Annotated in this window: 25 protein-coding genes and 1 riboswitch; of the genes, 4 read left to right on the forward strand and 21 right to left on the reverse strand. The window is 64.2% G+C overall.

Annotated elements, in window-relative coordinates; genetic code table 11:
- Window positions 1-115: 115 nt before the first annotated feature.
- From gcvPB to JNE37_RS02260, 7 genes are all read right to left on the reverse strand, one after another.
- Window positions 116-1,666, reverse strand: a complete 1,551-nt coding sequence (gene gcvPB / locus JNE37_RS02230) for an aminomethyl-transferring glycine dehydrogenase subunit GcvPB (protein ID WP_203065174.1) — start codon at window positions 1,664-1,666, stop codon at window positions 116-118.
- Window positions 1,663-3,006, reverse strand: coding sequence for an aminomethyl-transferring glycine dehydrogenase subunit GcvPA (gcvPA, locus tag JNE37_RS02235; protein ID WP_203065175.1), 1,344 nt, complete (start codon window positions 3,004-3,006; stop codon window positions 1,663-1,665). Before gcvPA ends, gcvPB begins: the two co-directional genes overlap by 4 nt.
- 153 nt (window positions 3,007-3,159) lie before the next feature.
- Window positions 3,160-3,525, reverse strand: coding sequence for a glycine cleavage system protein GcvH (gene gcvH, locus JNE37_RS02240; RefSeq protein WP_203065176.1), 366 nt, complete (start codon window positions 3,523-3,525; stop codon window positions 3,160-3,162).
- Window positions 3,526-3,534: 9 nt separating this feature from the next.
- Window positions 3,535-4,701 carry a glycine cleavage system aminomethyltransferase GcvT gene (gene gcvT, locus JNE37_RS02245; RefSeq protein ID WP_203065177.1) on the reverse strand — a complete coding sequence of 389 codons (1,167 nt, stop codon included), beginning with the start codon at window positions 4,699-4,701 and terminating at the stop codon, window positions 3,535-3,537.
- A 136-nt stretch (window positions 4,702-4,837) separates the two neighbouring features.
- A riboswitch (glycine riboswitch) is annotated at window positions 4,838-4,928 on the reverse strand.
- Window positions 4,929-5,386: 458 nt separating this feature from the next.
- Window positions 5,387-5,971: a hypothetical protein gene (locus JNE37_RS02250; protein ID WP_035032677.1), complete on the reverse strand. Its 585-nt coding sequence runs from the start codon at window positions 5,969-5,971 to the stop codon at window positions 5,387-5,389.
- Between the two features lie 29 nt (window positions 5,972-6,000).
- Window positions 6,001-6,495, reverse strand: a complete 495-nt coding sequence (locus tag JNE37_RS02255; RefSeq protein WP_203065178.1) for a peroxiredoxin — start codon at window positions 6,493-6,495, stop codon at window positions 6,001-6,003.
- A gap of 58 nt (window positions 6,496-6,553) precedes the next feature.
- The gene (locus JNE37_RS02260; protein WP_035032672.1) at window positions 6,554-7,369 is read right to left on the reverse strand and encodes a protein-disulfide reductase DsbD domain-containing protein; all 816 of its coding nucleotides are present in this window, start codon (window positions 7,367-7,369) and stop codon (window positions 6,554-6,556) included.
- A gap of 131 nt (window positions 7,370-7,500) precedes the next feature.
- Here JNE37_RS02260 and JNE37_RS02265 point away from each other — a divergent pair, with 131 nt between their 5' ends.
- Window positions 7,501-8,079, forward strand: coding sequence for a YqgE/AlgH family protein (locus JNE37_RS02265; protein WP_052015234.1), 579 nt, complete (start codon window positions 7,501-7,503; stop codon window positions 8,077-8,079).
- Window positions 8,080-8,807: 728 nt separating this feature from the next.
- On the opposite strand, the gene JNE37_RS02270 is transcribed toward JNE37_RS02265, so the two are convergent.
- From JNE37_RS02270 to coxB, 12 genes are all read right to left on the reverse strand, one after another.
- Window positions 8,808-11,690 (reverse strand): EAL domain-containing protein, encoded by a 2,883-nt coding sequence (locus JNE37_RS02270; RefSeq protein WP_035032666.1) that lies wholly within the window; start codon window positions 11,688-11,690, stop codon window positions 8,808-8,810.
- Between the two features lie 112 nt (window positions 11,691-11,802).
- Complete coding sequence (locus tag JNE37_RS02275; protein ID WP_182398033.1) at window positions 11,803-12,411, reverse strand: GNAT family N-acetyltransferase; 609 nt, start codon at window positions 12,409-12,411, stop codon at window positions 11,803-11,805.
- A 7-nt stretch (window positions 12,412-12,418) separates the two neighbouring features.
- The gene (locus tag JNE37_RS02280) at window positions 12,419-13,627 is read right to left on the reverse strand and encodes a M16 family metallopeptidase (protein ID WP_052015246.1); all 1,209 of its coding nucleotides are present in this window, start codon (window positions 13,625-13,627) and stop codon (window positions 12,419-12,421) included.
- A 97-nt stretch (window positions 13,628-13,724) separates the two neighbouring features.
- The gene (gene thrC, locus JNE37_RS02285) at window positions 13,725-15,116 is read right to left on the reverse strand and encodes a threonine synthase (protein ID WP_203065179.1); all 1,392 of its coding nucleotides are present in this window, start codon (window positions 15,114-15,116) and stop codon (window positions 13,725-13,727) included.
- A 65-nt stretch (window positions 15,117-15,181) separates the two neighbouring features.
- Window positions 15,182-15,952: an SURF1 family protein gene (locus JNE37_RS02290; protein WP_203065180.1), complete on the reverse strand. Its 771-nt coding sequence runs from the start codon at window positions 15,950-15,952 to the stop codon at window positions 15,182-15,184.
- Complete coding sequence (locus JNE37_RS02295) at window positions 15,949-16,317, reverse strand: DUF983 domain-containing protein (RefSeq protein WP_035032653.1); 369 nt, start codon at window positions 16,315-16,317, stop codon at window positions 15,949-15,951. The genes JNE37_RS02290 and JNE37_RS02295 overlap by 4 nt, the downstream gene beginning before the upstream one ends.
- A 65-nt stretch (window positions 16,318-16,382) precedes the next feature.
- The gene (locus JNE37_RS02300; RefSeq protein WP_035032650.1) at window positions 16,383-17,216 is read right to left on the reverse strand and encodes a cytochrome c oxidase subunit 3; all 834 of its coding nucleotides are present in this window, start codon (window positions 17,214-17,216) and stop codon (window positions 16,383-16,385) included.
- 11 nt (window positions 17,217-17,227) lie between these two features.
- Complete coding sequence (locus JNE37_RS02305) at window positions 17,228-17,776, reverse strand: cytochrome c oxidase assembly protein (RefSeq protein ID WP_035032646.1); 549 nt, start codon at window positions 17,774-17,776, stop codon at window positions 17,228-17,230.
- Between the two features lie 2 nt (window positions 17,777-17,778).
- Window positions 17,779-17,940, reverse strand: a complete 162-nt coding sequence (locus JNE37_RS02310) for a hypothetical protein (RefSeq protein WP_182398036.1) — start codon at window positions 17,938-17,940, stop codon at window positions 17,779-17,781.
- Window positions 17,940-18,869 (reverse strand): heme o synthase, encoded by a 930-nt coding sequence (locus JNE37_RS02315; protein ID WP_203065181.1) that lies wholly within the window; start codon window positions 18,867-18,869, stop codon window positions 17,940-17,942. The genes JNE37_RS02310 and JNE37_RS02315 overlap by 1 nt, the downstream gene beginning before the upstream one ends.
- A 69-nt stretch (window positions 18,870-18,938) precedes the next feature.
- Entirely contained in the window at window positions 18,939-20,642 is a 1,704-nt protein-coding gene (ctaD, locus tag JNE37_RS02320; protein WP_035032640.1) for a cytochrome c oxidase subunit I, read from the reverse strand.
- 33 nt (window positions 20,643-20,675) lie between these two features.
- Window positions 20,676-21,587: a cytochrome c oxidase subunit II gene (coxB, locus tag JNE37_RS02325; protein ID WP_035032636.1), complete on the reverse strand. Its 912-nt coding sequence runs from the start codon at window positions 21,585-21,587 to the stop codon at window positions 20,676-20,678.
- Between the two features lie 333 nt (window positions 21,588-21,920).
- Here coxB and JNE37_RS02330 point away from each other — a divergent pair, with 333 nt between their 5' ends.
- Both JNE37_RS02330 and JNE37_RS02335 read left to right on the forward strand, forming a co-directional pair.
- Window positions 21,921-22,415 (forward strand): invasion associated locus B family protein, encoded by a 495-nt coding sequence (locus JNE37_RS02330; protein WP_035032859.1) that lies wholly within the window; start codon window positions 21,921-21,923, stop codon window positions 22,413-22,415.
- A gap of 20 nt (window positions 22,416-22,435) precedes the next feature.
- On the forward strand, window positions 22,436-22,681 hold the full coding sequence (locus JNE37_RS02335) for a PilZ domain-containing protein (protein WP_203065182.1): 246 nt from the start codon (window positions 22,436-22,438) through the stop codon (window positions 22,679-22,681).
- Between the two features lie 116 nt (window positions 22,682-22,797).
- On the opposite strand, the gene JNE37_RS02340 is transcribed toward JNE37_RS02335, so the two are convergent.
- Together JNE37_RS02340 and JNE37_RS02345 are read right to left on the reverse strand one after the other, a co-directional pair.
- On the reverse strand, window positions 22,798-24,183 hold the full coding sequence (locus JNE37_RS02340) for a glutamate--cysteine ligase (protein ID WP_203065183.1): 1,386 nt from the start codon (window positions 24,181-24,183) through the stop codon (window positions 22,798-22,800).
- Between the two features lie 60 nt (window positions 24,184-24,243).
- Complete coding sequence (locus JNE37_RS02345; RefSeq protein ID WP_203065184.1) at window positions 24,244-24,984, reverse strand: 16S rRNA (uracil(1498)-N(3))-methyltransferase; 741 nt, start codon at window positions 24,982-24,984, stop codon at window positions 24,244-24,246.
- A gap of 57 nt (window positions 24,985-25,041) precedes the next feature.
- Here JNE37_RS02345 and ubiA point away from each other — a divergent pair, with 57 nt between their 5' ends.
- On the forward strand, window positions 25,042-25,962 hold the full coding sequence (gene ubiA / locus JNE37_RS02350) for a 4-hydroxybenzoate octaprenyltransferase (RefSeq protein ID WP_035032627.1): 921 nt from the start codon (window positions 25,042-25,044) through the stop codon (window positions 25,960-25,962).
- Window positions 25,963-26,043: the final 81 nt, after the last annotated feature.

Raw genomic sequence — 26,043 nt, forward strand, 5'->3', positions numbered from 1 at the left:
AGTGCCGTGCTCGGAGTTCGGAACGGATTTCGCCGCCCGCTCCCCCACCCGACCACACCAAATGCAAAAGGCCTCCCCAGCTTGCTGGGAAGGCCTTCCAGTTCGTGTTCCGCGTTTATTCGGCTGCGGCAGCCGGGGCGGCTTCTTCGGGCTCCCAGCGCAGCTTTGGGCTTCTTGCGGCGCGGGTTTCGTCCAGCCGGCGGCGCGGGGCGCGGGTAGGGGCGCCGGTGAAGCGCTCCTTGTCGTTGCCCTTGGCGTCGGCGGCGAGGGCCAGCATGGTGTCACAGAAGGCGTCGAGGGTCTGCTTGCTCTCGCTTTCGGTGGGCTCGATGAGCATGGCGCCGTGGACGACTAGCGGGAAGTACATGGTCATCGGGTGGTAGCCCTCATCGATCATCGCCTTGGCGAAATCGAGCGTCGAGACCCCGGTGCCGGCCAGCGAGGAATCGTCGAACAGCACTTCATGCATGGCCGGATAATCCGGGAACGACACCGAGAAGGCATCCTGCAGGCGTGCCTTGACGTAATTGGCATTGAGCACGGCATCCTTGGCGGCGCGGGCGAGGCCGTCGCCACCGTGGCTGAGCATATAGGTCAGCGCGCGGACATACATGCCCATCTGGCCGTGGAAGGCGGTGATGCGGCCCAGGGCCTCGCCTTCGCTGTGCTCGACCAGTTCCAAGCCACCATCGGCCGCCTTGCGGACGAAGGGCACGGGGGCGAAAGGGGCGAGCGCTTCGGAGAGAACCACCGGGCCCGCCCCCGGTCCGCCACCGCCGTGTGGGGTCGAGAAGGTCTTGTGGAGGTTAATGTGCATGGCGTCGATGCCGAGGTCGCCCGGCCGCACCACGCCCATGATGGCGTTGAAATTGGCGCCATCGCAGTAGAAGAACGCGCCCGCATCGTGGACCGCCTTGGCGATCTCGATGACCTGGGGCTCAAAGAGGCCGCAGGTATTGGGGTTGGTCAGCATGATTGCCGCCACGTCCGGGCCAAGGGCGGCCTTGACCGCCTCGACATCGACCGTGCCGTCCTCGCGGGCGGGAACGGGCTTGACGGTGTAGCCGAGGAAGGCAGCCGTGGCCGGATTGGTGCCGTGGGCGCTTTCGGGGACCAGCACAACGGTGCGATGCCCCTGCCCGCGCGCCTGCTGGGCGGCGTGGATGGCCATCATGCCGCAAAGCTCGCCATGAGCGCCGGCCTTGGGGGTCAGCGATACGGCGGCAGTGTTGGTGAGGGTCATCAGCCAATGGCTGAGCTGGCTCATCAGCTCAAGCGCGCCCTGGACGGTCGAGACCGGCTGGAGCGGGTGCACATCCGAGAAGCCCGGCAGGCGGGCCATCTTCTCGTTGAGGCGCGGGTTGTGCTTCATCGTGCACGAGCCGAGCGGATACATGCCCGAGTCGATCGAGTAGTTCATGCGCGAAAGGCGCACGTAGTGGCGCATGGCCTCGGGCTCGGTGAGGCCGGCGAGATCGAGCTTGGTCTTGCGCGCAAAACCGCCGAGGCGGCTGTCGTCGATTTCGACCTCGGGGAGATCGACGCCGGAATGGTGGGTGTCGCCGATTTCGAAGAGTAGCGGCTCATCGGGGATGAGGGCCGAGCCGGTGGAGGCTGCGGAAAGGGTGCCGATGCCGGTGGGGCGGCCCTGGGTGTTCATGCTCATGCGAGCACCTCCTTGAGGCCGTTCGCCAGCGCGGCGATATCGGCATCGGTGGTCAGTTCAGTAGCGGCGAGGACGATGAGGTTCTCGAGTTCGGGCTTGCCGGGTTCGAGACGCGAGACGGGGACGCCGGCGAGGACGTTGCGCTGGGCCAAAGCCTCGATCACCCCGGCGGCAGGCTTGCCGACGCGGATGGTGAACTCGTTGAAGAAGGTCTTGTTGAGCACTTCGACGCCCGGGACCTTGGCCAGCGCATCGGCAAGGGCGATAGCGCGGGAGTGGTTGAGGCGGGCGAGGCGCGTAAAACCGGCTTCGCCGAGCAGCGACATGTGGATGGTGAACGCCAGGGCGCAGAGGCCCGAGTTCGTACAGATGTTGGAGGTCGCCTTTTCGCGGCGGATATGCTGCTCGCGGGTGGAGAGCGTCAGCACGAAGCCGCGCTTGCCTTCGGCGTCGACGGTTTCGCCGCACAGGCGCCCCGGCATCTGCCGGACGAATTCCTTGCGGGTGGCCATCAGGCCCACATAGGGGCCGCCGAAATTGAGGGCGTTGCCGATCGACTGGCCTTCGGCCACCACGATATCGGCGCCGAACGTGCCAGGAGCCTCGAGGAGCCCCAGCGAGACGACTTCGGTGACCACGACGATCAGCAGCGCGCCCTTGGCGTGCGCCGTGTCGGCGGCCTTCTCCAGGTCGCGAAGATGGCCGTAGAAATCCGGGGTCTGGATGACGATGGCGGCGGTCTGGTCGTCGATGTGGTCGAGGATGTCGCCCTGGCCCTGCGGGGAGGCCGGCAGGCAGACGAGATCGGGATCGTCCTTGAGGTAGGCCTTGACCACGTCGCGGTAGTGGGGATGCAGGCCGCCCGAAAGCACCAGCTTCTTCTTGCGGGTGAGGCGGCGGGCCATCAGCACGGCCTCGGCGGTGCCGGTCGAACCGTCATAGAGCGAGGCGTTGGCCACATCCATGCCGGTGAGCTTGGCCACCTGGGTCTGGAATTCGAAGAGCATCTGCAACGTGCCCTGCGAGATTTCCGGCTGGTAGGGCGTATAGGCCGTGAGCCATTCGGAGCGCTGGATCAGGTGATCGACGGTCGCCGGCACATGATGGCGGTAGGCCCCTGCTCCGACGAAGAACGGGCCGTCGCCGGCGGCGCGGTTCTTGCCCGAGAGGGCGCGCATATGGGCTTCGACCAGGAATTCGGGTGAATGGGCCGGCAGGTCGATGGCACCGGTGTTGTAGGCAGCGCGGGGGACAGCGCTGAACAGCGCGTCTTCCGAGGCGATGCCGATGGTGGCGAGCATTTCTGCGCGCTCGGCATCGGAATGGGGGAGGTATCGCATGGGAGGTGCTTTCGGTGTCTTGAGTCCCTGGCCTTCCCCCTCCCTAGCCCTCCCCACAAGGGGGAGGGTGGAGCGCGCGTCGAGATCGAGCAACAAACCCCACCCTCCCCCTTGTGGGGAGGGCTAGGGAGGGGGTGAGCCTAGGGCTCGGTGCTATTTGATGAAATCTGCGTAAGCGGCTTCGTCCATCAGGCCGTCCAGCTCCGCCGGGTTCTCGATGTGGATCTGGTACATCCAGCCGGTGCCCATCGGGTCCTGGTTGACCATGCCGGGCTCGGCGCCGAGGGCCTCGTTGGCGGCCTCAACGGTGCCGCCGACCGGAGCGTAGATCTCGGAGGCGGCCTTTACCGATTCAACCACGGCGGTCTCATCGCCCTTCTTGACCTTCTTGCCGACGGCCGGGAGCTCGACGAAGACGATGTCGCCGAGCTGCTCCTGCGCGTAGGCGGTGATGCCGACGATGCCGGTCTGGCCTTCAACGCGGATATATTCGTGGTCCTGGGTGAACTTGATGGTCATGGACGCCTCTCAAACCGGCTTGCGGTAGTAACGATGGGGAACGAAGGGGAGTGCGGCGACTTCAGCCGACTGGCTGCGGCCGCGCACGGAAACGGAGAGTTTGGTGCCGACAGCGGCATAAGCCGGCGGCACGAAGCCGAGCGCGATGGCGCGGCCGAGCGTGGGCGAGAAACCGCCGCTGGTAACCACGCCGATAACGGCGCCCGATGCATCGAGGATTTCGGCGCCTTCACGGGCCGGTGCGCCATCGACCAGGAGGCCAACGCGGATGCGAGCGAGCTCGCCGCCATATTCCTTGAGGATGCGGCCGGCGCCGGGGAAGTCGGCGGCTTCGCGGCGGCGCTTGGAGACGGCGAAGTTGAGGCCGGCTTCGGTGGGCGAAATGGTTTCGTCGAGGTCGTGGCCGTAGAGCGGCAGGCCGGCTTCGAGGCGGAGGCTATCGCGGGCACCCAGGCCGATCGGCTTTACGCGTTCGTCGGCTGTCAGGGCATCCCAGAAAGCCTTGGCGTGCTCGGGTTCAACCAGGATTTCGAAGCCATCTTCGCCGGTATAGCCGGAACGGGCGATGACCAGCACGGTGCCGTTCCAGGGGAACGAGCGGTAGGTCATGAAGCCGAGATCGGCGACTTCGGGAATGAGTTTTGAGAGCACCGCGACGGCTTCAGGGCCCTGCAGCGCCAGGAGCGCGCAATTGTCGGCGCGGTTGAGCGTCGCCTTGCCGGTGGAGGCGGCGGCGATGCGGGCGAAGTCGGCATCTTTCGTGCCGGCATTCACGACTACGTAGAGCGAACCGGCCCAGGCGGGATCGGCGGGGCGAGCGATCATCAGATCGTCCAGCGCGCCGCCGGTTTCGTTGAGCAGCAGCGTGTAGCGGATCTGGCCGGGCTTGAGGCCCTTGACGTCGCCGCAGATCAGCGGCTCGACGACGGCCGCGATGGCGGCGTGGTCGGCGTCGGCACCGCCGGATTTCTCGTTGAGCAGCAGGAAGGACGGACCCATGTGGGAGACGTCGAAGAGGCCGGCGTGCTCGCGCGTCCACTTGTGTTCGGTGACGATGCCGGTGGGATACTGGACCGGCAGCGAATAGCCGCCGAACGGAACCATGCGGCCGCCGAGGGCGACATGCACGTCATTGAGGGGAACGGTCTTGAGGTCCTGGGGCGAGGTATCGGCCAATTGACTCTTCCGGCAGCGAGGGACGATTGCCCGCCTTGCGGCGAGCGCGCACCCCCTCTGTCCGCTAACCTGAGAGATTTCCCGGCTGTCGCCGGTTGCTCCTTCGGTGGGGCGAGATCGCCCGCTTTCCAGAGTTCAGCCTGACGCGGTCCTTTTGCCTGAGAGTTTCCGGGGCGGTTGCTCCTTCGGCGTCGGGCTCAGGGCCCGATCTCTCCCGCAGTCGCGCGCAACATGTCGAAGAATTGGTTCGGCGTCAATCGGGTCGCTGGGATGCGCACAAGGATGCGTTGGCGACCGCAATGGGACCTATTCGCCGGGGTGCATCTTGTTGTGGCGGGAATAAGCATAGCCGCCCGCAAAAGCAGCGACCGCGATGATGAGCGGCAGGATATAGAGATAAAAAATCCAGGCGCTGTTCATTCCCTTAGTCCTCCGAGGACCCTTCTCGCCGCATAATGTAGGGCAAAGGACGCTAAAATCCAAATCCCGGTGCTGAGAGCGAGCCAAGGTGAGAACGAAACAGCAGGCGAGCCGGTTGCAAGCGACACGGTAGGCGCTATGAAACCGGCTGCGAGCGCGCCCGAGGAGGCGCGATCGAGGTTGTTGGCCGTAAGCTTTATCCGTTCGTTATGAACCAGATGACTCACTTCGATTCCTCATCAGCGCAATGAGGATAGCACGAAGCTTACCCGCGGGGATCGAAGCCGACCCAGATGACCAGGTCTTCGCCGCCGACATAGGGGACCTGGACGTTCTCGACGACCTTGACGAATTCCTCGCTCTGGTTGGGCGGGGTGATGCCGACGGGGATCGAGTACTTTTCCGAGAAGATGGCCGAGCCGTTGCGCTCGACGGCGAAGCGGACCGGAAGGTTGACCGAGGTGACGCTACCCTTGGGGCCAAGGACCACGCGGCCGACGACGCCCATCTTGACGGTGATGAGGCCGTTGGACACTACGCAATTGCGCGACTGCTTCTCAAGCACGGCCTGCCAGTTGAGGTTGGCCGGGTTGCCGGCCTGGCCGGCATAGGAGAAGAGCGTTTCGCTGCCCGGGCGCACCTTGATGGGCGGGCACTGGGTGGCGATGGCCGGAAGCGCAGAGGGCGCGGCCTGGGCGAGCTGCTGCTGGTTGGGGGCGGCGTTGGCGAGTTGCGTGCCCGAAGAGCCGCCACCACCGAACATGTTCCCCATCGAGCAGCCAGCAAGGGCGAAAGCCAGAAGGCCCGCACCAGCAAATCGGACGGCGGGGTTCATCTTCTTGTTCGGCATCAATAACTTCTCCACACGCGTCACGCGATTTACTTCTTGAGCGCTTCGAGCGCCATAAGGATTGCAGGAGCGCCCGTGGCGGTTACGCCAGGCGCGTCCTCGACGAAGACGGCATCCGCAATCCCGTTGGTGATGAGCATGGCGCTGCGGGTGAACCGCGTGCCCATGCCTGCACCTGCTAGGTCCTTGTCCAGGCCGAGGGCCCTGGCCAAGGCGGCGTTGCCGTCGGCGATAAAATCGATCTTGCCCAAGGCGCCCGAGGCTTCTGCCCAGGCCTTGACCACATGCTGGTCATTCACGGCCGCGCAGACGATCCTATCCACGCCGGCCGCGCGCAATTTATCGGCATTAGCAATAAAGCCAGGTAAATGATTGACGTGGCAGGTGGGGGTGAATGCGCCGGGGACGGCAAAGAACACGACCCGGCCGTTGCCAAGCACCGCATCGCTGGTGGTGTCCGAAATGCCGTTTCCGTCGACCAGCTTCACTGGCACGGACGGGATGGCCTCCCCGCTCTCGATCATGCGCTCGCCCCTATGCGTTCACGGGCCGCGCCGACTTGACGGACCTTTGAACTAAACTTTACCGCGACGAGGCGGCCAGAGGCAACACTCGACGGGAGACTTCAAACGGTCCCATATCGGTCATGAACGTGAGCTGAACGGGCTGCCCCTCCAGGCCCTCAATCGTGTCCGTCCCCAAGGACGGCAGGAGCACTAGGCCGGGTTCGGGGCTTTTTTGCGGCACCCCGAAGAGCAGCGAGGCGTCGCCGAACGAGGCGATGACCGACTGCGGGTGGATGCGCGCTTCATCGATCCTGACTTCGAGCGAGCCGCGGGACTTGTCGAAGATCACGTCACCAATGGGCTCGGGATTCTGCTGCCAGGGCGCGGGAGTGTTGGCCAGCGCCTGGCGGAGGCGCAGGTTTTCGGCGGCGTCGGGCTTGGCGAAGACCAGCGGCATGGCAAAGCTCGCCTTGGCGGGCATGCAGATATCCGAGCAGATGCCCATGACGGCCGAGACGACGACGGACGGCGCGTCGCTGGTGATCTTGAGTTCGATGGGCAGGACCGTCGGGCCGAAATAGACGTAGTCGAGATAGCCGGCGGCGTTGTCGACCGTCGGGTAGGGCCAGAGGATCTCGTAGCCATCGACACCCTGCGAGCCTTCGAGGTCGATCTGGGTGGGGATGCCGGTCTGGCCCGGGGTCTTCCAATAGGTCTTGTAGTTCTGCGGCATGTCGATCTGGATGCCGGCGAGCGTGCGGCCGTCGGCATCGAGCACATCGCTGGTCACCAGCCGCGCACGGACGCCCGGCACGAGTTCCTGCCAGGCGCTTTCGGCCGCGAGGCCCGGTGATGTCGCAATGGCGACGGCGATGAGAACGAACGAACGCATGGCGGTTTGGATAGCCCAGCTTTTGCGTTTCCAAAAGTCCCGTACGATCAGTCCTTCGTGAGGGTGGGGTTTCCCTGACCGTGCAACGGGCCTAAGCTGGCATAAGCCCCGCATGTAGATGGAGCAGCGTGATGAATTCGCTCAAGGGCCAGTTTCTAGTCGCCATGCCGGACATGCTCGATGAGCGCTTCCGCGACAGCGTGATCTATCTCGTCGGCCACGGCGACGAGGGCGCGATGGGCCTGGTGGTCAACAAGAGCGTCGAGGACATGAGCTTTGCTGATATCCTCGAAGAGCTCAGCCTGGGCGAGCATGACGACATCATCCGCCTGCCGGCCGGCGTCCGAAACCGCGAAGTGCTGCGCGGCGGGCCGGTGGAGAAGGGCCGCGGGTTCGTGCTCCATTCGAGCGACTATTTTCGGGACGGCAACTCCTATGAGGTGAGCGAAGAGGTCTACCTCACGGCGACGCTCGACATCCTGCGGTCGATGGCGTTCGGCAATGCGCCGGCAGAGGCGATCTTCGCGCTGGGCTATTGCGGCTGGGGCGCCGGGCAACTCGAGGGCGAGCTCGGGCGCAACGGCTGGCTGACGGTGCCGTATTCCCATGACCTGCTGTTCAGCGTTCCGTTGGACAAGCGGTATGACGAGGCGCTCAGGAAGCTGGGGATTACGCGGGCTAGTTTGAGTTCCACAGCGGGGAATGCCTGAGGGCGGCGGGATCGATCCCCCTCATCCGCCCTTCGGGCACCTTCTCCCACAAGGGGAGAAGGGGTGGGGGCTTGGTGGTGGTTCGGTGAGGCTGCGGCAGCGGGTGGTGCCGATGGTGTCCGTCTTCCTACTTTGCTTCTTCCATCCTCACACTCTCTCGTTCCATCCCCACTTCCCCGCCGATCGCGCCGTCTCCGCTGAACTTCCCCGGCCGCAGAGCCGGGGCCTACGGATATCTCCACTCGGGTGGAGGGGGGCAATGGGCCCCGGGTCTTCGCCCGGGGAAGTCGGGGGTGGGGCGGGAGTTGGGGATTTGGGGAGTTGGGCTACGCCGAAGATCGGAGCATAGGATCGAGTGGAGAATGGTGGGAAGCGGTGGTGGAGGGCACGCAGGGCGGGCCTTGGTTGCGGGAGGCCGGCCAGGCTGATGGTCGGTGAGTCGGGCGAGGTGAGTGGGTGATTTGTGGAGTTTGCGAGTTTTTGGCCGGTTTTTAGAGACTAAATTTATGCTAACTATTTGATGTATAATATCATTTTGACTCGCACCACGCTGCAAATCGTTAAATTTTGACTCAATTTCGGGACATGTTTGGCCATCTTGCGCGGATTTTGGTGGGGTTTTCGCGCAAGTTGGGGAATGTTTCTGGGCTGGGTTGTCCTTCCTGCTGACGGCGGGCTCGGAGAGCTGGGCGGTCAGTTTATCCCCGGTGTGGGGCAGGTGGACAAAATCAGCGGGTGGCCTGGGCCTGTAGCTTTTTCTGGAGTTCGGGGCCGGGCATGGCGGCGCCGAAGGCGAAGCCTTGGGCGTAGCGGCAGCTGAGGGCGCGCAGGCGTTCGACTTCGTCGAGGGTTTCGACGCCCTCGGCGATGACCATAAGGTCCAGCTCTGAGGCCAGGGCCACGATGGAGCGGATGATGGGCACCTGGGTATGGGCCATGCCGCCATCCTCGCCGATCTGCACGAAGGGCGCGGCAATCTTGATGGTGTCGAACGGGAAGCGGTGCAGGTAGCTCAGCGAGGAGTGGCCTGTGCCGAAATCGTCGAGTGCCAGGCCGAGGCCCAGTCCGCGCAGGGTCGAGAGCATGTAGGCGGAATGCTCGGGATTGGTCATGACCTGGCTCTCGGTGACCTCAAGCTTGAGGTGCGAGATGAGGTCCTTATTGCCCGAAGCGAGGCCGCGGATGTCGTTGAGGAGCGATTCCGAAGCAAGCTGGGTGGGCGAGAGGTTGATCGAGACGAAGAAGTCCTCGCCCAGCGTCGGCATGGCCTTGAGCCATTCGCGCGTCTGGTTGGCAGCCTGCTCGAAGGCCATGCGGCCAAGGCGCTCGATGAGGCCTGACCGTTCGGCCAGCGGAATGAATTCCTCGGGATCCACGACGCCACGGCTGGGATGGTTCCAGCGCATGAGGGCTTCGGCACCGGCGATGAGGCCGGTATTGAGGTCCATGATCGGCTGGTACTGCACCTGCAACTCGCCAGCCTTGAGGCCGCGATCGAGGTCTTCCTCGCTGGCGCGGTTATAGGCGGTGATCGAGCGGGCGGAGGCGCGATAGGCCTCGATGCGGTCGCCGCCCAGACGCTTGGCGTAGTACATGGCCAGCTCGGCATCACGCAGCACGTCGGCGGCGCTGGCAGGGTTGCTGTCGTAGATGGTGACGCCGATGGAGGCGGTCAGGGTGAGGTCGCGGTCGCCGAAGTTGAACGGGGCCTTGAGGGCCTTGCGGATCTGCTCGGCGGTCTCGGCGATGCGGCTGGCGGCCTGCTCGGACGCGAGGATCACGGCGAACTGGTCGCCATTGATGCGGGCCACGGTATCGAGCGGACGCATGACGCGCGAGATGCGGCGAGCGATGGCGAGGAGCACGGAATCGGCAGCCGAGTGCCCTACCCGCTCCTCAAGCTCCATGAAGCGATCGATATCGATGAGGAACACGGCAGGCTTCACGCCGCCCGGCGTACGGGCGCGGATGAGGGCGCGATCCAGCCGATCGAGGAAGAGCTGCTTGTTGGGGAGGCCCGTGAGGCTGTCATGCACGGAATCGTGGAGGAGACGCATGCGCGAAGCGCGATCCTCGGTGACGTCCTGCAGGGTGCCGACGATGCGGTTGACCTGGCCGTCGCCGCCCAGCACGGGTTTCACCCGCATGCGGAAGGTACGGTAGGTGCCATCATGGGTGGCGATGCGCATGTCGGCGGAGACCTTGCCGCGGCGCAGCTCGACCAGGGTATCGAAGGCGGTGCGGAAGCGGTCGCGATCCTCGGGGTGAACGCGATCGAGCCAGCGCTTGATGGCGCCGCGCAGCGCGCCGCGGCGTTCGCCGAGGCGGGTGTTGAGCTCGTCGGAGACCGAGACGCGGTCGCGCTCGATATTCCAGTCGAAGACGAAGTCGCCGCTGCCGGTGAGGGCCAGGGCGCGGCGCTCGACTTCGGAGAGCGTGCCGATGGAAACCTGGCCATCGGAGAAGGCGTGTTGCACGGCCGTGAAGCCGAGCAGCATGACGATGAGGACGAGGCCACCGGCGACGGCGGGCTGGGCGACGTCGTTGGAGACCTGCCCGGAGATCACCAGCCAGCCGTAGAAGAGCCAGGCGATGTAGATGATCCAGGTGGGGACCAGCAGCACGGCGCGATCATAGCCGCGCAGGGCCAGCAGCAGGATGAGGAAGAAGCCGGAAATGCCGAGCAGCACCAGAACGAGGCGCGCGACGGTGGCGGCGATTTCGGGCTGGAAGAACGCGAAGGCGAAAAGCGCGAGGAACACCGCGGCGAGCGCGAGTGCCAGATGGATGAAGCGCAGGTGCCAGCGGTGGAGATTGAGGTAGATGAAGAGGAACCCGGCGAGCGTCGTCGCTATGCCGGCCTCGGCGGCGGCACGGAAGGGCTGCATCGAGCCGTTGCCGATGCCGAGCAATCGGCCCATGACGCCGAAATCGATGAGGAGGTAGGCCAGCACCGCCCAGGCAAAGGCGGCCGTGGCCGGGAAGACGCCCCTGCCCCGCACGACGAACATGACGGTGAGGAACACGGCGGCAAGGCTGGCAATGCCGAGCACGACGCCGCGGAAGAGCGTGAAGGAATTGACGTAGTCGCGATAGGCGTCAGGCTTCCAGAGATAGAGCTCCGGGAGTTCGCCGCTCGCCAGTTCGGCGACGAAGGTGACCGTCGCGCCCGGATCGAGCGTGATCTCGAAGACATCCGATTCGGGATCGGTGAGGCGCACGGGCCGGATGCCGGCGCTCGGGGTCAGCACGTGGACGCGATTGGCGCCGAGATCGGGATTGAAGACGCCGGAGCCCGGAAGGCGGAAAAAGGGGGCGACCAGCAGGCGATCGATCTGCGCTTCGGAATCGTTGCGCAGCGCAAAGAGCGCCCAATTGGGATTGGTGCCGGGTTCTGAGGCCAGCACTTCGATGCGGCGGATGATGCCATCCTCGCCGGGCGCCGTGGACAGCTGCACGCGGCCATTGGTGCCGGGCACCAGGTCGATGGCTTCGGTCAGATTGACCGCGTTGACATCCTCGGGAACGGAAATCACGTCGAACGCAGCCGCGGGAACGAGAGAGGCTACGAGCAGAACGAGGGACATCGCGAAGGTGATGATCTGACGCATTAGGCGGCGGCTGTTCCTGGGTCTTTTCGCGATGTGCGACTGTGGTAGCGGGGATTTCCCCTGGGGACAAGCTCAAGGCCCGTCTCCGGCCGATTGCCTGTGGGAACGTACCTCAAGCGAAACGGCGGCGACGGCGAGCTTCGTAGTGTTCGCGGGTCAGACCGAAAAGGACATGATCCGCCCACTTCCCGTCGATCTGAAGATATTTGTCGGCATAGCCCTCCTCCTTGAAACCGTTCTTCTCGAGGACCCGCCGCGAGGCGAGGTTGTCGGGCAGAAAAGCGGCGTGAATGCGGTGAAGGCCAAGCGTGTCGAAGACAAAAGGCAGCACCGTGCCGACGGCCTCAGTCATGAAGCCCATGCCGGCATAGCGCTCGCCCATCCAGTAGCCGAGCGTGACGAACTGCGCGGCACGGCGGCGGATGTTGGAGAGCGTCAGCCCGCCCACGAGATGCGGCTCGCCGTGCTCCAGGGCGAAGATGAAGAAGGTGAAATCGGTGCCCTGCTCGGCTTCCTGCTGGCCGCGCTTGAGGCGGGCGAAATAGACGCTGCGCGCCAGATCGGCCTCGGTCCAGCGCGGCTCGAAGGGCTTCAGGAAATTGCGGCTTTCGAGGCGCAGGGTGCGCCACTCGCGGTAGTCACGCGGCTGGGGGCCGCGCAGGACGACGCGTTCGCCGTGCAGTTCCGGAGTCTTGTCTTTCGCAGACCAGGGCCAGAGCACGGGTCACCTAGTGTTTGAGACGTTCACCGATGGAAATGTAGTCGGGCAGCTTGGCCACGGGGCCAATGCCGGCCAGCGAGACTTCGTTGGTAGCGAAGATCTGGCTGGCGACGTGCTTGACCCGCTCGGCCGTGATCCGGTTGATGCGATCGACCGTTTCCTGGAGGGGAATGGTGCGACCCCAGAGGATCTGCTGGCGGGCAAGCTGGCCGGCGCGGGCCGACGGGCTTTCCAGCGACATCAGGAGCCCGGCGCGGATCTGGTTGCGCACGCGGATGACTTCATCCTCGGTGATGGTTTCGGTGGCACGACGCAGCTCGTCGAGGACCACGGGGACGAGTTCGGTGACTTCATCCTCGCCGGTGGCGGCAGCAATGCCGAAGACACCGGAATCCTCGAAGGCCCAGTGGAAGGCATAGACCGAATAGCAGAGGCCGCGCTTTTCGCGCACTTCCTGGAAGAGGCGCGAGCTCATGCCGCCGCCGAGAATGGAGGCGAGAACCTGGGCGGCGTAGAAGCCATCCGAATTGTAAGCCCTGCCCTCGAAGCCGAGGACGATGTGGGCCTGCTCGTGGTCGGAAACCAGCCGCTCCTCGCCGCCCACGTAGCGGGCACGCTCGGGAGCGGGAGCGCCGTTGGCCTTGAGGGTGTGGAAGCGGTCGTTGGCGATGTCGACCAGCTGGTCGTGGTTCACGTTGCCCGCGGCAGCAACGACCATGCGGTCGCCGACATAGTTGCGGTCCATGTAATCGCGGATGGCCGGCGCCCCCATGGCGCGCACGGAATCGGCGGTGCCCAGGATGGTGCGGCCGATCGGCTGGTCGGGGAAGGCGGCGGACTGGAAGAGATCGAACACGTGATCGTCGGGATTATCCCGAGCCGCGCCGATCTCCTGGATGATGACGTTGCGCTCGCGATCGAGCTCGCCGGCATCGAACATCGAGTTCTGGAGGATATCGGCAAGGATATCGGCAGCCAGGGCCACGTCCTCCTTGAGGACGCGGGCGAAATAGCCGGTGTGCTCGATGGAGGTGGCGGCGTTGAGATCGCCGCCGACATTCTCGATGGCTTCGGCGATCTGGAGCGCGTTGCGCGAATTGGTGCCCTTGAAGGCCATGTGCTCGAGAAGGTGCGAGATGCCGTGCTCGTCCTTGCGCTCGCTGCGCGACCCGGCCTTGACCCATACCCCCAGCGAAGCGCTTTCGAGGTGGGGCATGTCGTCGGTCAGGACGGTCACGCCATTATCGAGCGTCGTAGTTCTCACGCTGAACTCTCCTCCGTGGGCTCCCGCCGGTCTGGCGGGCTGCCCGGTTTCAGGCGCGGGTGCGCGTCTTGATATAGGTCTCCACGGCACCCTGGTCGTTGGCCAGCACGTCGAAGCGCTCCGGCCTTTCGTTGAGATCAGCCAACCACACCGGCAAGGCCGGTTCAACACCCGTCGCAGCCTTGACGGCAGCGGGGAACTTGGCGGGATGCGCGGTGGCGAGGCTCAGCATCGGCGCGCCACCGGCAAGGTGGCTGCGCGCGACATGGACGCCGACCGCGGTGTGGGGATCGAGCAGGTAGCCGGAATCGGCCAGCGTGCCCGCCATGGTGGCACCGGTCGCGCGCTCGTCGGTGGTGCCGGCGGCGAATTCGGCGCGGATGGCGGCAAGGGCCGGCTCGGGGACGGCGAAGCCGCCCGATTGCTTCAAGCCATCCATCATGGTGCGAACGGTGGCGCCGTCGCGACCGACAGCCTCGAACAGCAGGCGCTCGAAATTGGACGAGATCTGGATGTCCATCGAGGGGCTGATCGTGGGCTCGACGCCATTGACCTGATAGCGACCGCTGGCGAGCGTGCGCTTGAGGATGTCGTTGGCGTTGGTGGCGATGATGAGCCGGTCAATCGGCAGGCCCATGCGCTTGGCGGCATAACCGGCGAAGATGTCGCCGAAATTGCCGGTGGGCACGGTGAACGAGACTTGCCGATGCGGCGCGCCGAGCGAGACGGCGGCGGTGAAGTAGTAGACTATCTGCGCGACGATGCGGCCCCAGTTGATGGAGTTGACGCCCGACAGGCGCACCGAATCGCGGAAGCGGTGGTTGTTGAAAAGGCCTTTGACGATCGACTGGCAGTCGTCGAACGTGCCTTCCAGCGCGATGTTGTGGACGTTGGCGTCGAGCACCGTGGTCATCTGCCGGCGCTGCACGTCGGAGGTGCGGCCCCTGGGATGCAGGATGAAAATGTCGGTGGTGTCGCGGCCACGGAAGGCCTCGATGGCAGCCGAGCCGGTATCGCCGGAGGTGGCGCCGACGATGGTGGCGCGCAGGCCGCGCCTGGTCAGCACGTGATCCATGGCGCGGGCCAGGAACTGCATGGCCACGTCCTTGAAGGCGAGCGTGGGGCCATGGAAGAGCTCGAGCACGAAATGGTTCGGCTCGATCTCGACAATCGGGGTCACAGAGGGATGGCGGAACGTGCCGTAGGCGGCGGTGACGATCTCGTGGAGATCGGCATCCGGGATATCGCCGGCCGAGAAGCGCCGGATGATATCGAAGGCCACCTCGGCATAGGGTTTGCCGGCATAGGCCGCGATCTCGGCGGTGGAGAGCTGGGGCCAGGTCTCCGGGAGATAGAGACCACCGTCGCTCGCGAGCCCGGCGAGCATGGCATCAGAAAAACTCAGCGCTGGCGCAAGGCCTCGCGTCGAAACAAACTGCATGAGTTGGATGCATCCGACCGAAAAGTGGGTTGCAACCTAGAGAAACGGGCGGTGCGCCGCAAGTTTCATCTGTCCTTGCTCCGCCCGCGCCGCTGCCGCCAGATCCAGAAGCCCAGCATGATGGGGGTGATGACCGCGAAAGCGTACCAGGTCATCGCGTATTCGAAGTGCCGGTTGGGGAAGGCCATGACGGTCTCCCCGCCCTGCGGGAGCACACCGGTATCGCCGGCGGGCAGATCGATATAGAGCGGCGCCACGGGCGTTTCGTCGGGCTTGATGAGCGCAGCAAGGCGCTCGGGATTGCGGACCCATTCGATGCGCTTGGCCGGGTCGGCGGCCGGGGTGAAGGCGTTGATCTCTTCGGGCTGGCGAGCGAGACCGCTGACGGTCACCGTGCCGGCCGGCGTCGCCGGGTCATTGGCGAAAGCCTTGGCCTGGGATTCAGGCACGAAGCCGCGATTGACGAAGACGATGCCGCCGGCGTCGAGGGCGAAGGGCGTCACCACCCAATAGCCGGGGCCGCCGAACTTGCCCTTGGGCTCGCTCAGGCTCGTGAAGACCTCGATGGTCTCCTCGGGGAGGAAGTGGCCGGTGAGGGCGACGGGGCGGAAATCGTAGTCGGTGGGGACGATGGCGCCCCATTCGGCGGCAGGCGGGAGCGGCTGCGGCGCGAGGTGGCTGCGCTCCTCGACAGCGGCGATCAGCGCTTCCTTTTCGCCCAGGCGATGCATCTGCCAGGTGCCGAGATAGATGAAGAGCGCGATGAGCGCCAGCATCAGGACGACGAAGCTCCAGAAGACCCAGGAGCGCGGGGATTGTGCCTCGGCGCGGGTCACAGCCGCCGCCCCTCATGCGCGTCGTGACGGAACTGGAGCGCGACCAGCGTGGCCTTGAAGGGCGGCAGCAGTGCGAAGCAGAGGATCAGCGTGGCGGGCACCCAGAGGGCCAGGTGCACGAAGACCGGCGGGTGGAAGATGATATCGACGATGAGCGCCATGCCCATGACCAGGAAGCCGACCACGAAGATGATGAAGATGGCCGGGCCGTCCCCACTGTCGGCGAAGGCGAAATCGAGCCCGCAGACACTGCAGGCCGGAGCGACCTTGAGATAGCCCTTGAAGAGCTTGCCCTGCCCGCAACGGGGGCAACGGCACAGGATGCCAACCTTGAACGGGTTAACTTGCTCGATAGTCTCACTCATGGCCGGTCCTTAAAGAAAAACGGGGCGCGGTAACCCGCGCCCCGGAACAATCAGGCTGTGCGTTCTTAGTGCACGGCAACGCCCCAGCTGCCCCAGATGTAGACGGTGGCGAACAGGAACAGCCACACCACGTCAACGAAGTGCCAGTACCAGGCGGCGAACTCGAAGCCGAGATGGTGCTTCGGGCTCATGTCGCCACGCAGGGCGCGGATGAGGCAGACGGCCAGGAAGATGGTGCCGATGATCACGTGGAAGCCGTGGAAACCGGTCGCCATGAAGAAGGTGGCGCCATAATAGTTCCCGGCGAAGGTGAAGCCGGCATGGGTGTATTCGATTGCCTGGACGACGGTGAAGAGCAGGCCGAGGGCAACGGTGAGCGCCAGGCCGATCTTGAGGCCGCGACGATCATTGTGCAGCAGCGCGTGGTGCGCCCAGGTCACGGTGGTACCCGAGGTCAGCAGGATGATCGTGTTGAAGAGCGGCAGGTGCCAGGGGTTGAAGAGCTCGACGCCGGTCGGGGGCCACTGGCCGCCGCTCCACTCGACGCGTGCATACTGCAGCGGGTCGGTGGCCATGAAGAAGCCGTCGAAATAGGCCCAGAACCAGGCCACGAAGAACATCACTTCGGAGGCGATGAAGAGCATCATTCCGTAGCGGAAGGCGATCTGCACGACCGGAGTATGGTCGCCCGCCTGGCCTTCCTTGATGGCATCCGACCACCAGCCGTACATGGTGTAGAGCACGCCGATCACGCCGATCGCGAAGACCCATGGCGGAGCGATTTCGTGCATCCACAGCACGGCACCGACGGCCAGGATGAACAGCGAGATGGAGCCGACAATGGGCCAGGGGCTGGGGTTAACAATGTGGTAGTCGTGGTTTCTTGTGACCGCGGCCATGTCAGCTTCCCTTATTTCTTTGAAGCGTAAAACGTATAGGAGAGCGTGATTTCACGCACTGTCTTCAGGTCCTTGTCGGCGTCCAGATCCGGATCGACGAAAAAGACCACTGGCATTTCGACCCGTTCGCCGGGCTGGAGCGTCTGCTCGGTGAAGCAGAAACACTCGATCTTGTTGAAATACGCACCCGCCCGCTCGGGGGTGACGTTGAAGATCGCCGTGCCGGTGATGGGTTCATCCGAATTGTTGACGGCGATGTAATTGATCGTCTCGGTGGTGCCGATCTTCGCGGTCACCGGCTGGGCGGCCGTGAAGGTCCACTTGAGATCGGTCGAGACGTTAGCGTCGAAACGCACGGTCATCTCGCGATCGATGACGCCCTTGGGATTGGCATCGGCAACCTGCGTGGTGCCACCGTAACCGGTCACCTTGCAGAAGATCTGGTAGAGCGGCACGGCGGCGTAGGCGACGCCCACCATGCCGGCCACGAAAACCAGCAACCCGATGCCGATGCGGCGATTGCGATTGGAGACGGTCGGGGAGACTTCGATATTGGCCATGCTCAGAGGTCCCGATTGAAGATTGCCGGGCCCATCTTGAAGACGGTCAGCACATAGAACAGGACGACGACCAGACCGAGCACCACGCCGAGCGCGACCGCGCGCTTGCGGCGGCGCGCCATCTCCAGCTGTTCAGGTGTGAGGGGTGTAACTTCCTTGGCCATCAGAAACCTCCGAACTGGGCGAGATAGTGGTCGCCCAGAAGCGCCAGGAAGATGACGAGGAGATAGTAGAGCGAGTAGGTGAAAAGCTTCCTGCCCGCCTTCTTCATTTCGACACCAGTCCGGCGATAGAGCTGCCAGGCGAGTACGACGAACCACGCACCGGTCGCCGCGGCGACGGCAGTGTAGGGAAGATGCGAGAACCCGATGAACGAGGGAATGAGGGTCGAGGCGACCAGCAGGACCGAATAGACCAGGATCTGCAGCTTGGTGGATTGCTCGCCGGCCACGTTGGGCATCATGGGGATGCCGGCTTCCTGGTAGTCACCCTGCTTGTAGAGCGCCAGCGCCCAGAAATGGGGCGGGGTCCACATGAAGATGATGAGGAAGAGCGCAACGCTTTCGAGCGAAATGGTGCCGGTAGCCGCGGCCCAGGCAACCATGGGAGGGAATGCGCCTGCCGCGCCACCGATGACGATGTTCTGCGGAGTCGAGCGCTTGAGCCACATCGAATAGATGACGGCGTAGAAGAAAATCGTGAAGGCCAGGAGACCGGCCGCCAGCCAGTTGGTGGCGAGGCCCAGGGTCATGACCGAGAAGGCCGAGGCGATCAGGCCAATGGCCAGGGCGTCATTGCGGTCGACGCGACCGGACGGAATAGGACGGTTGCGCGTGCGGCTCATGACGGCATCGATATCGCTATCGTACCACATGTTGAGCGCACCCGAGCCGCCGGCGCCGATCGAGATGCAGAGCAGCGCGATGGCGGCGAGGACGGGATTGAGCGTGGACGGCGACAGCAGCAGGCCGACGACGGCCGTCACGATCACCAGCGACATGACGCGCGGCTTGAGCAGCGCAAAGTAGTCCCCTACCCGCGCACTGCCGACGAACGTCGCCGGCACACTCTTGCTGTCATCGATGTAAGCCACTCGCTTCTACCCTTCTGAGGTGGACGCCCCGACCCGGGACGCCCTCGTTTGTTTCTGCCCTCGAGACGCTTAGTGCGTCTTGGTGGAGTCGATACGCGGAAGCGTCTCGAACTGGTGGTACGGCGGGGGCGACGAGAGAGTCCATTCCAGGGTCGTCGCGCCTTCGCCCCACGGATTGTCCGGAGCCTTGCGCTTCTTACGGGCTGCTTCCCAGAGCAGGTAGAGGAAGAGCACGAGGCCGACGAAGGTCACGTAGTAACCGATCGAGGACACGCGGTTCCACAGGGCGTAGGCATCCGGATAGTCGATGTAACGACGCGGCATGCCGGCGAGGCCGAGGAAGTGCTGCGGGAAGAAGATCAGGTTCACACCGACGAACGTGATCCAGAAGTGCGCGTTGGCGAGCTTCTCGTTGTACATGTAGCCGAACATCTTCGGGTACCAGTAGTACCAGCCGGCGAACAGCGAGAACACGGCGCCCAGCGAGAGCACGTAGTGGAAGTGGGCAACCACGTAGTAGGTGTCGTGCAGGGCACGGTCCGCACCGGCATTGGCCAGCACCACACCCGTCACACCACCAACGGTGAACAGGAAGATGAAGCCGATGGCCCAGAGCATGGGCGTACGGAAGGTGATCGAGCCGCCCCACATGGTGGCGATCCACGAGAAGATCTTCACACCCGTCGGCACGGCGATGACCATGGTGGCGGCAACGAAGTAGCGCTGCACGTCAAGCGACAGGCCGGTCGTATACATGTGGTGAGCCCACACGATGAAGCCGACGAAGCCGATGGCGACCATGGCGTAGACCATCGCGAGGTAGCCGAAGATCGGCTTGCGCGAGAAGGTCGACACGATGTGCGAGACGATGCCGAAGCCCGGCAGGATCATGATGTACACTTCGGGGTGACCGAAGAACCAGAACAGGTGCTGGAACAGGACCGGGTCGCCGCCGCTTTCCGACTGGAAGAACGAGGTGCCGAAGTTGCGATCGGTGAGCATCATGGTGATGCCGCCTGCGAGAACCGGCAGAGCCAGCAGCAGCAGGAAGGCGGTAACCAGGATCGACCAGGCGAAGAGCGGCATCTTGTGCAGCGTCATGCCCGGAGCGCGCATGTTGAAGATCGTGGTGATCAGGTTGATGGCGCCCAGGATCGACGAGATACCGGCGACGTGGAGCGACAGGATCACGAAGTCAACCGACGGACCCGGGTGACCCGAGGTCGAGAGCGGCGGATAGACCGTCCAACCGGTGCCGGCGCCGAACATGCCTGCGGGACCCTCGAAGAAGAGCGAGAGGATAAGCAGGAGGAAGGCGAAGGGCAGCAGCCAGAACGCGATGTTGTTGACGCGCGGGAACGCCGTATCGGGCGCACCGATCATCAGCGGGGCGAAGTAGTTGCCGAAGCCGCCGAAGGTCGCCGGCATCACCATGAAGAACACCATGATGAGGGCGTGAGCGGTGGTGAACACATTGAACATGTGCTTGCCGGCGTCGATGGCGCTGTCGCCATCGAGGCCATAAACCATGGCAGCCAGACCGTGGAAGATCTGAATGCCCGGCTCCTGCAGTTCCATACGCATGGCGCCGGACAGCAAGCCGCCTACCACACCGGCGAAGATGGAGAACACCAGGTACATAATCCCGATGTCCTTATGATTGGTCGAGTACACCCAGCGGCGCCAGCCGGTCGGGATATGGTGGCCATGAGCCCCATGATCCGTACCGTGTGTAGCGGCCTGCTCGAGAGCGTGTTGCGTAGTGTCAGCCATGGCGGCGTTCTCTCTCTTTACAGAATTCGCGGCTTATTGAGCCGCCACCAGAGTTGCGTTGGCCGTTTCCGGGTCGCCGCTCTCCTTGAGAGAAGCAATCCAGGTCGCATACTGCTCCGCGCTCACGACACGGATGGCGATCGGCATGAAGGCATGGTCCTTGCCGCACAGCTCGGAGCACTGGCCGTAATAGAGGCCTTCCTTGCGGGCGTTGAACCAGGTTTCGTTGAGGCGGCCGGGAACGGCGTCGATCTTGATGCCGAAGGACGGCATGGCGAAGGCGTGGATCACGCCCGACGGGCTCGCGGTGACTTCGACACGAACGGTGGTGTTGACCGGAACGACAAGCTCGTTGTCCACGGCCAGGAGGCGCGGCTCGTTCGGCTTGAGGCTCTGACGGTCTTCCTCGTTGAGCATGTACGAATCGTAGGACTGACCTTCGTCGACGTATTCGTACGTCCAGTACCACTGCTCGCCGGTCGCCTTGATCGTAAGAGCGGGAGCGGGAACTTCAACCTCGCCCCACGAGAAAATCGAGTTGCCCAGATACTTGCGCTGGCCATCGGGAATGGTCAGCTGATCGGTCAGCACGGCGAAGGACGGGATGGCGATGACGATCAGGACGACGATCGGAAGGACCGTCCAGACCACTTCCACAAGCGTGTTGTGGGTAAAAGTCGCCGGTTGCGGATTGGATTTCGCATTGAAGCGAACGATCACGACCACGAGCAGGACGAAGACCAGAACCACGATGGCGGTAATGACCCACATCAGCAGGTTGTTGTGGAAAGCTTCGATGGAATCCATGATCGGGGTTACCGATTCCTGGAAGCCGATTTGGCCCGGGACGGCCTTACCGGCCTCCGCGGCCAGCGCTACCCCCGGCAGTACTGCCAGCGGCGCAGCCAGCGCAGCCCCCAAACCACGGAAGAACTGTGCGGTCACCTATAACCCCCTATACTTCACAATTGCGTGCGACGGGGTTGAGGCGAAAAGTGCGGCATAGGACAAGCCGCCCCGACTCAACCTCGGAGCGTTTCTTCACTGGCCGTGACCTAAATCACATCCACATGGCCGAGTCCATGACGCTGATATGCCCAAGGATGCGTCAAAATGCATCGCAGATGGGCAATGTCATAAGCTCGCCGCAGTTTTAGGGGTGTCCTCGCCGGCGCCAAGGCCAGCGTTGACAAGGGCTTGAGGCCCCCGCAAGAAAACAATGTGCCGTGGGAACGGCCCGATTCGACTGGAGAATGTGAACAAGTGAAGCGCCAATTCATGCGCGGCCTCGCCGCCGTCGCCCTCGCCGCTACCGTGTGCGTTCCGGTCCTTCCCGCCCAGGCCCAAGGCCTGGTCAAGGCGCAATACGGTGACTGGCAGATGAGTTGCGACACCCCGCCGGGTGCCACGACCGAGCAATGCGCCATCATCCAGAACGTCACCGCCGAGGACCAGCCCAATGTCGGCCTCTCGGTGATCGTGCTCAAGACAGCGGACAAGCAGGCCCAGCTCCTGCGCGTCCTCGCCCCGCTCGGCGTGCTGCTGCCCAACGGCCTCGGCCTCAATGTCGATGGCAAGGACATGGGCCGCGTGGCCTTCGTGCGCTGCCTGCCTAATGGCTGCGTGGCGGAAGTCGCGATGGATGCGGCCCTGATCGATACGCTCTCGAAGGGCACCAGCGCCATTTTCGTGGTTTTCAAGACGCCCGAGGAAGGTATCGGCATCCCGGTATCGCTCAAGGGCTTCGCGGACGGGTTCGCCAAGCTGCCCTGATCGTCCGCGCGGGAGGACGGATGGAAGAACGCCGCCAGACCCAACGCCATCGCACCCTCAAGGGCGCCTCGATCGTGTTCAACGGGGGGCGTTCGGCCATCGACTGTACCGTGCGCAATCTCTCGGATGCGGGCGCGAACCTGCGGGTGACCAGTATCCTGGGCATTCCCGACAACTTCACGCTGCAGATGAGCGACAAGACCACCCGGGCGTGCCGGGTGGTGTGGCGGAAGGCTGCGGAATTGGGCGTGGTGTTCGAGGGGTGAGAGCCCTCGATCTCAAATTCCGAGTTTGCGGATAGTTTCTCCGGGCCCCGGCTTTTCGCCGGGGGAGGAGAGATTTGCGCCGGCGGGGCGACTTCGGCAGCCAGCCCCTGCCCTGATTACATCTCCGCGGCGTCGAAGATCGGGCGGACGTCGCCGTTCCATTCGGTGCGGTAGAGGTCGAGCCAGCGTTCGGCGGGAGTCTTGCCGAGGCGCAGGGTTTCTTCGAGCGGTGCGAGATAGATGGATTCGTCCTTGCCCAGCGCGTTGACCTGCGCGCGGCGGGCGAGGCCGGCGCTGGCGATGCCGACGACTTCGCGGGCGAGATCGCCGACCGTGCCGAAGCGCAGGTCGTTGCCGGGGACCGGAGTCTGGAGGCCGAGACGCGGAACTTCGTTGCGCATTGCCTGGCGGTCGAACTCGGTCCAGTCCTTGACCAGCTCCCAGGCTTCCTCGAGCGCGATGTCGTCGTAGAGGAGGCCGACCCAGAAGGCAGGGAGCGCGGTGACTGCGGCTTCATCACCCATGTCGGCGCCGCGCATTTCGAGGAACTGCTTGAGGCGCACTTCGGGGAAGAGCGTGGAGAGGTGGTCTTCCCAATCCTTGACGGTTGGCTTTTCGCCCGGGAGTTGCGGCAGGCGGCCTTCGAGGAAGGCGCGGAAGCTCTCGCCGGCGACGTTCACGTACTGGCCATTGCGGATGACGAAGTACATCGGCACGTCGAGCGCGTAGTCGACATAGCGCTCGAAACTCATGCCCGCTTCGAAGGCGAAGGGCAGCATGCCGGTGCGCGCGGCGTCGGTATTGAGCCAGATATGGGAGCGGAAGGAGAGGAAGCCGCTATCCTTGCCATCGATGAACGGAGAATTGGCGAAGAGCGCGGTGGCGACCGGCTGGAGCGCGACGCTGACGCGCAGCTTGCGCACCATGTCGGCTTCCGAGGAGAAATCGAGATTGGCCTGGATGGTGGCGGAGCGGAACATCATGGAGGTTCCGAGGGTGCCGACCTTTTCCATGTAGGGCTTCATGATGCCGTAGCGCGACTTCGGCATGGCCGGGATTTCGGCAACGGACCAGAGCGGAGTGACGCCCAGCCCGAGGAAATGGATGCCGAGCCTGGAGCCGATCTTGCGGCTGACGGCCATGTGCTCGGCGGTTTCGAGGGCGGTGTCATGGAGCGAGACCATGGGGGCGCCCGAAAGCTCGAACTGGCCACCGGGCTCAAGCGAAATGCCGCCCGAGGGACCGAGATTGCGCAGGCCGATCGGGTTCTCGCCATCGAAGAACGGATGCCAGCCGGTCTCGGCTTCGACGCCATCGAGGAGCGCATGGACGCCATCGGCGCCGTCATAGGTGACAGGGCGAAGCGGATTGCGGTGGAAGACGTGCTTTTCGTGCTCGGTGCCGACGCGCCACTGGTCCTTGGGCTTACATCCCCTCTCGAGTGCCTCGATCAGATCAGCACGCGATTCAATGAGAGGCGAGGGAGAAGATGCGCCGGCCATGTAGTCCTCTGGGATTTGAGTGGGCGGAACATATCGGCTCGCCTGCCGAAAGCAATCCCTTTATCGCCAATCACCGATGGTTGCTTGAATAACTGCCAAAGCGGCGACGGCAGCAGTATCGGCGCGCAGAATACGCGGACCGAGACTGATGGGTACAGTAAAGGGCTGCGCAAGTAGCTTTTCGCGCTCTTCATCCGAGAAACCGCCTTCGGGGCCGACGAGGAGGCCGACGGGGCGTCTGGCGAGCCGGCGCAGGGCTTCGAGAGGGGAGGACGAGGCCTGACCTTCATCGGCGAAGACGAGGGCGCGCTCGGGATTCCAGCCGGCAATAAGCTTGTCGAGCGTGATGTCGGGAGCGACTTCGGGGACGGTGAGCACTTCGCATTGCTCGGCAGCCTCGATGACGTTGGCGAGCAGCTTGTCGGCGTTGAGGCGATGGACCTGGGTGAAGCGGGTGATGACCGGCTGGATGGTCCCCGCCCCCATCTCGGTGGCCTTCTGCACGACATAGTCGAGTCGGGCGGACTTGAGGGGGGCGAAGCCATACCAGAGGTCGGAGGGCGGCGTTTGCGGCGCAGTCTGCTCGACCAGTTCGAGGCTGACGGCCTTCTTGTTCGGATTGACGATGCGCGCGAGCCAGGCGCCGTCGCGGCCGTTGAAGAGGATGACTTCGTTGCCCGGCTGCATGCGCAGGACCGCGCCCAGATAGTTGGACTGATCGCGTTCGAGCGTGAGTTCCTGGCCCTGCGCCAGGGCGGGCGCGACGTGGAGGCGGGGCAGCGAGGCGTGAGTGCGGGGCATTGACTTGATCCGCCTGGGGAATACGTTCCGCCCGGATTAGCCTATCGGAGTGTAAGGATGCAAACCGGCAAAGTGGCCGACGCCCAACGCGGCAATTGGGTGGATGCTTTCGCGCCCGACTGGCTCAAGCCCTATGCGCGGCTGGCGCGCTGGGATCGGCCGATCGGCTTCTGGCTGCTGTTCTGGCCCTGCGCCTGGGCACTGGCACTTGCGGCGGTGGCGCGGCCCGAGGCCGGGTTCAACCTCTGGTATCTGCTGCTGATGTTCGTGGGCGCCATCCTGATGCGCGGCGCCGGCTGCACGGGCAACGACATCGTCGATACCAAGATCGACATGATGGTGGCACGCACCCGCTCGCGGCCGATTCCGTCAGGCGCGGTGACGCGATTCCAGGCGGCTTTGTTCCTGGTGGCGCAGGCACTGATCTCGTTCGTCATTCTCGTGCAGTTCAACCCGCTGACCATCGTGCTCGGCATCGCCTCGCTGGTGCTGGTGGCGATCTACCCGTTCATGAAGCGGGTGACGTGGTGGCCGCAATTCTTCCTGGGGCTGGCCTTTTCCTATGGCGCGATCGTGGGTTGGACGGCGCAGATCGGCAGCTTCGGCTGGCCGCCGCTGCTGCTTTATGCCGGCACGATCCTGTGGGTGATCGGGTACGACACGATCTATGCACTGCAGGATATCGAGGACGATGCGCTGATCGGGGTGAAGTCGACGGCGCGGCTTTTCGGCAGCCGGACGCGGCCGATCGTGGCGCTGTTCTATGCCGGGGCCTATGTGCTCTGGCTGCTGGCGGCGTTTTCGGCAGGGGCCGGCTGGCTGTTCCTGGTGGGATCGCTGGTTCCGGCGGCTTTGCTGGCCTGGCAGGTTTGGACGCTGGACGCCAACGAGCCGCTCAACCCTTATATCCGCTTCCACTCGAACCGCTGGGTCGGGTTCGCGCTGACGCTGGCACTGTTGGTGGAGTGGGCCTGGTAGCAGGGCTTGCGCTACCCTGGAAATGGGAAGAGGCTGACCGCACCACGGGGTCAGCCTCTTAACGTTTTGCTCTGGAGGAAG

It is taken from the genome of Paradevosia shaoguanensis (assembly GCF_016801025.1).
In the GTDB taxonomy this organism is placed as follows: Bacteria; Pseudomonadota; Alphaproteobacteria; order Rhizobiales; family Devosiaceae; genus Paradevosia; species Paradevosia shaoguanensis.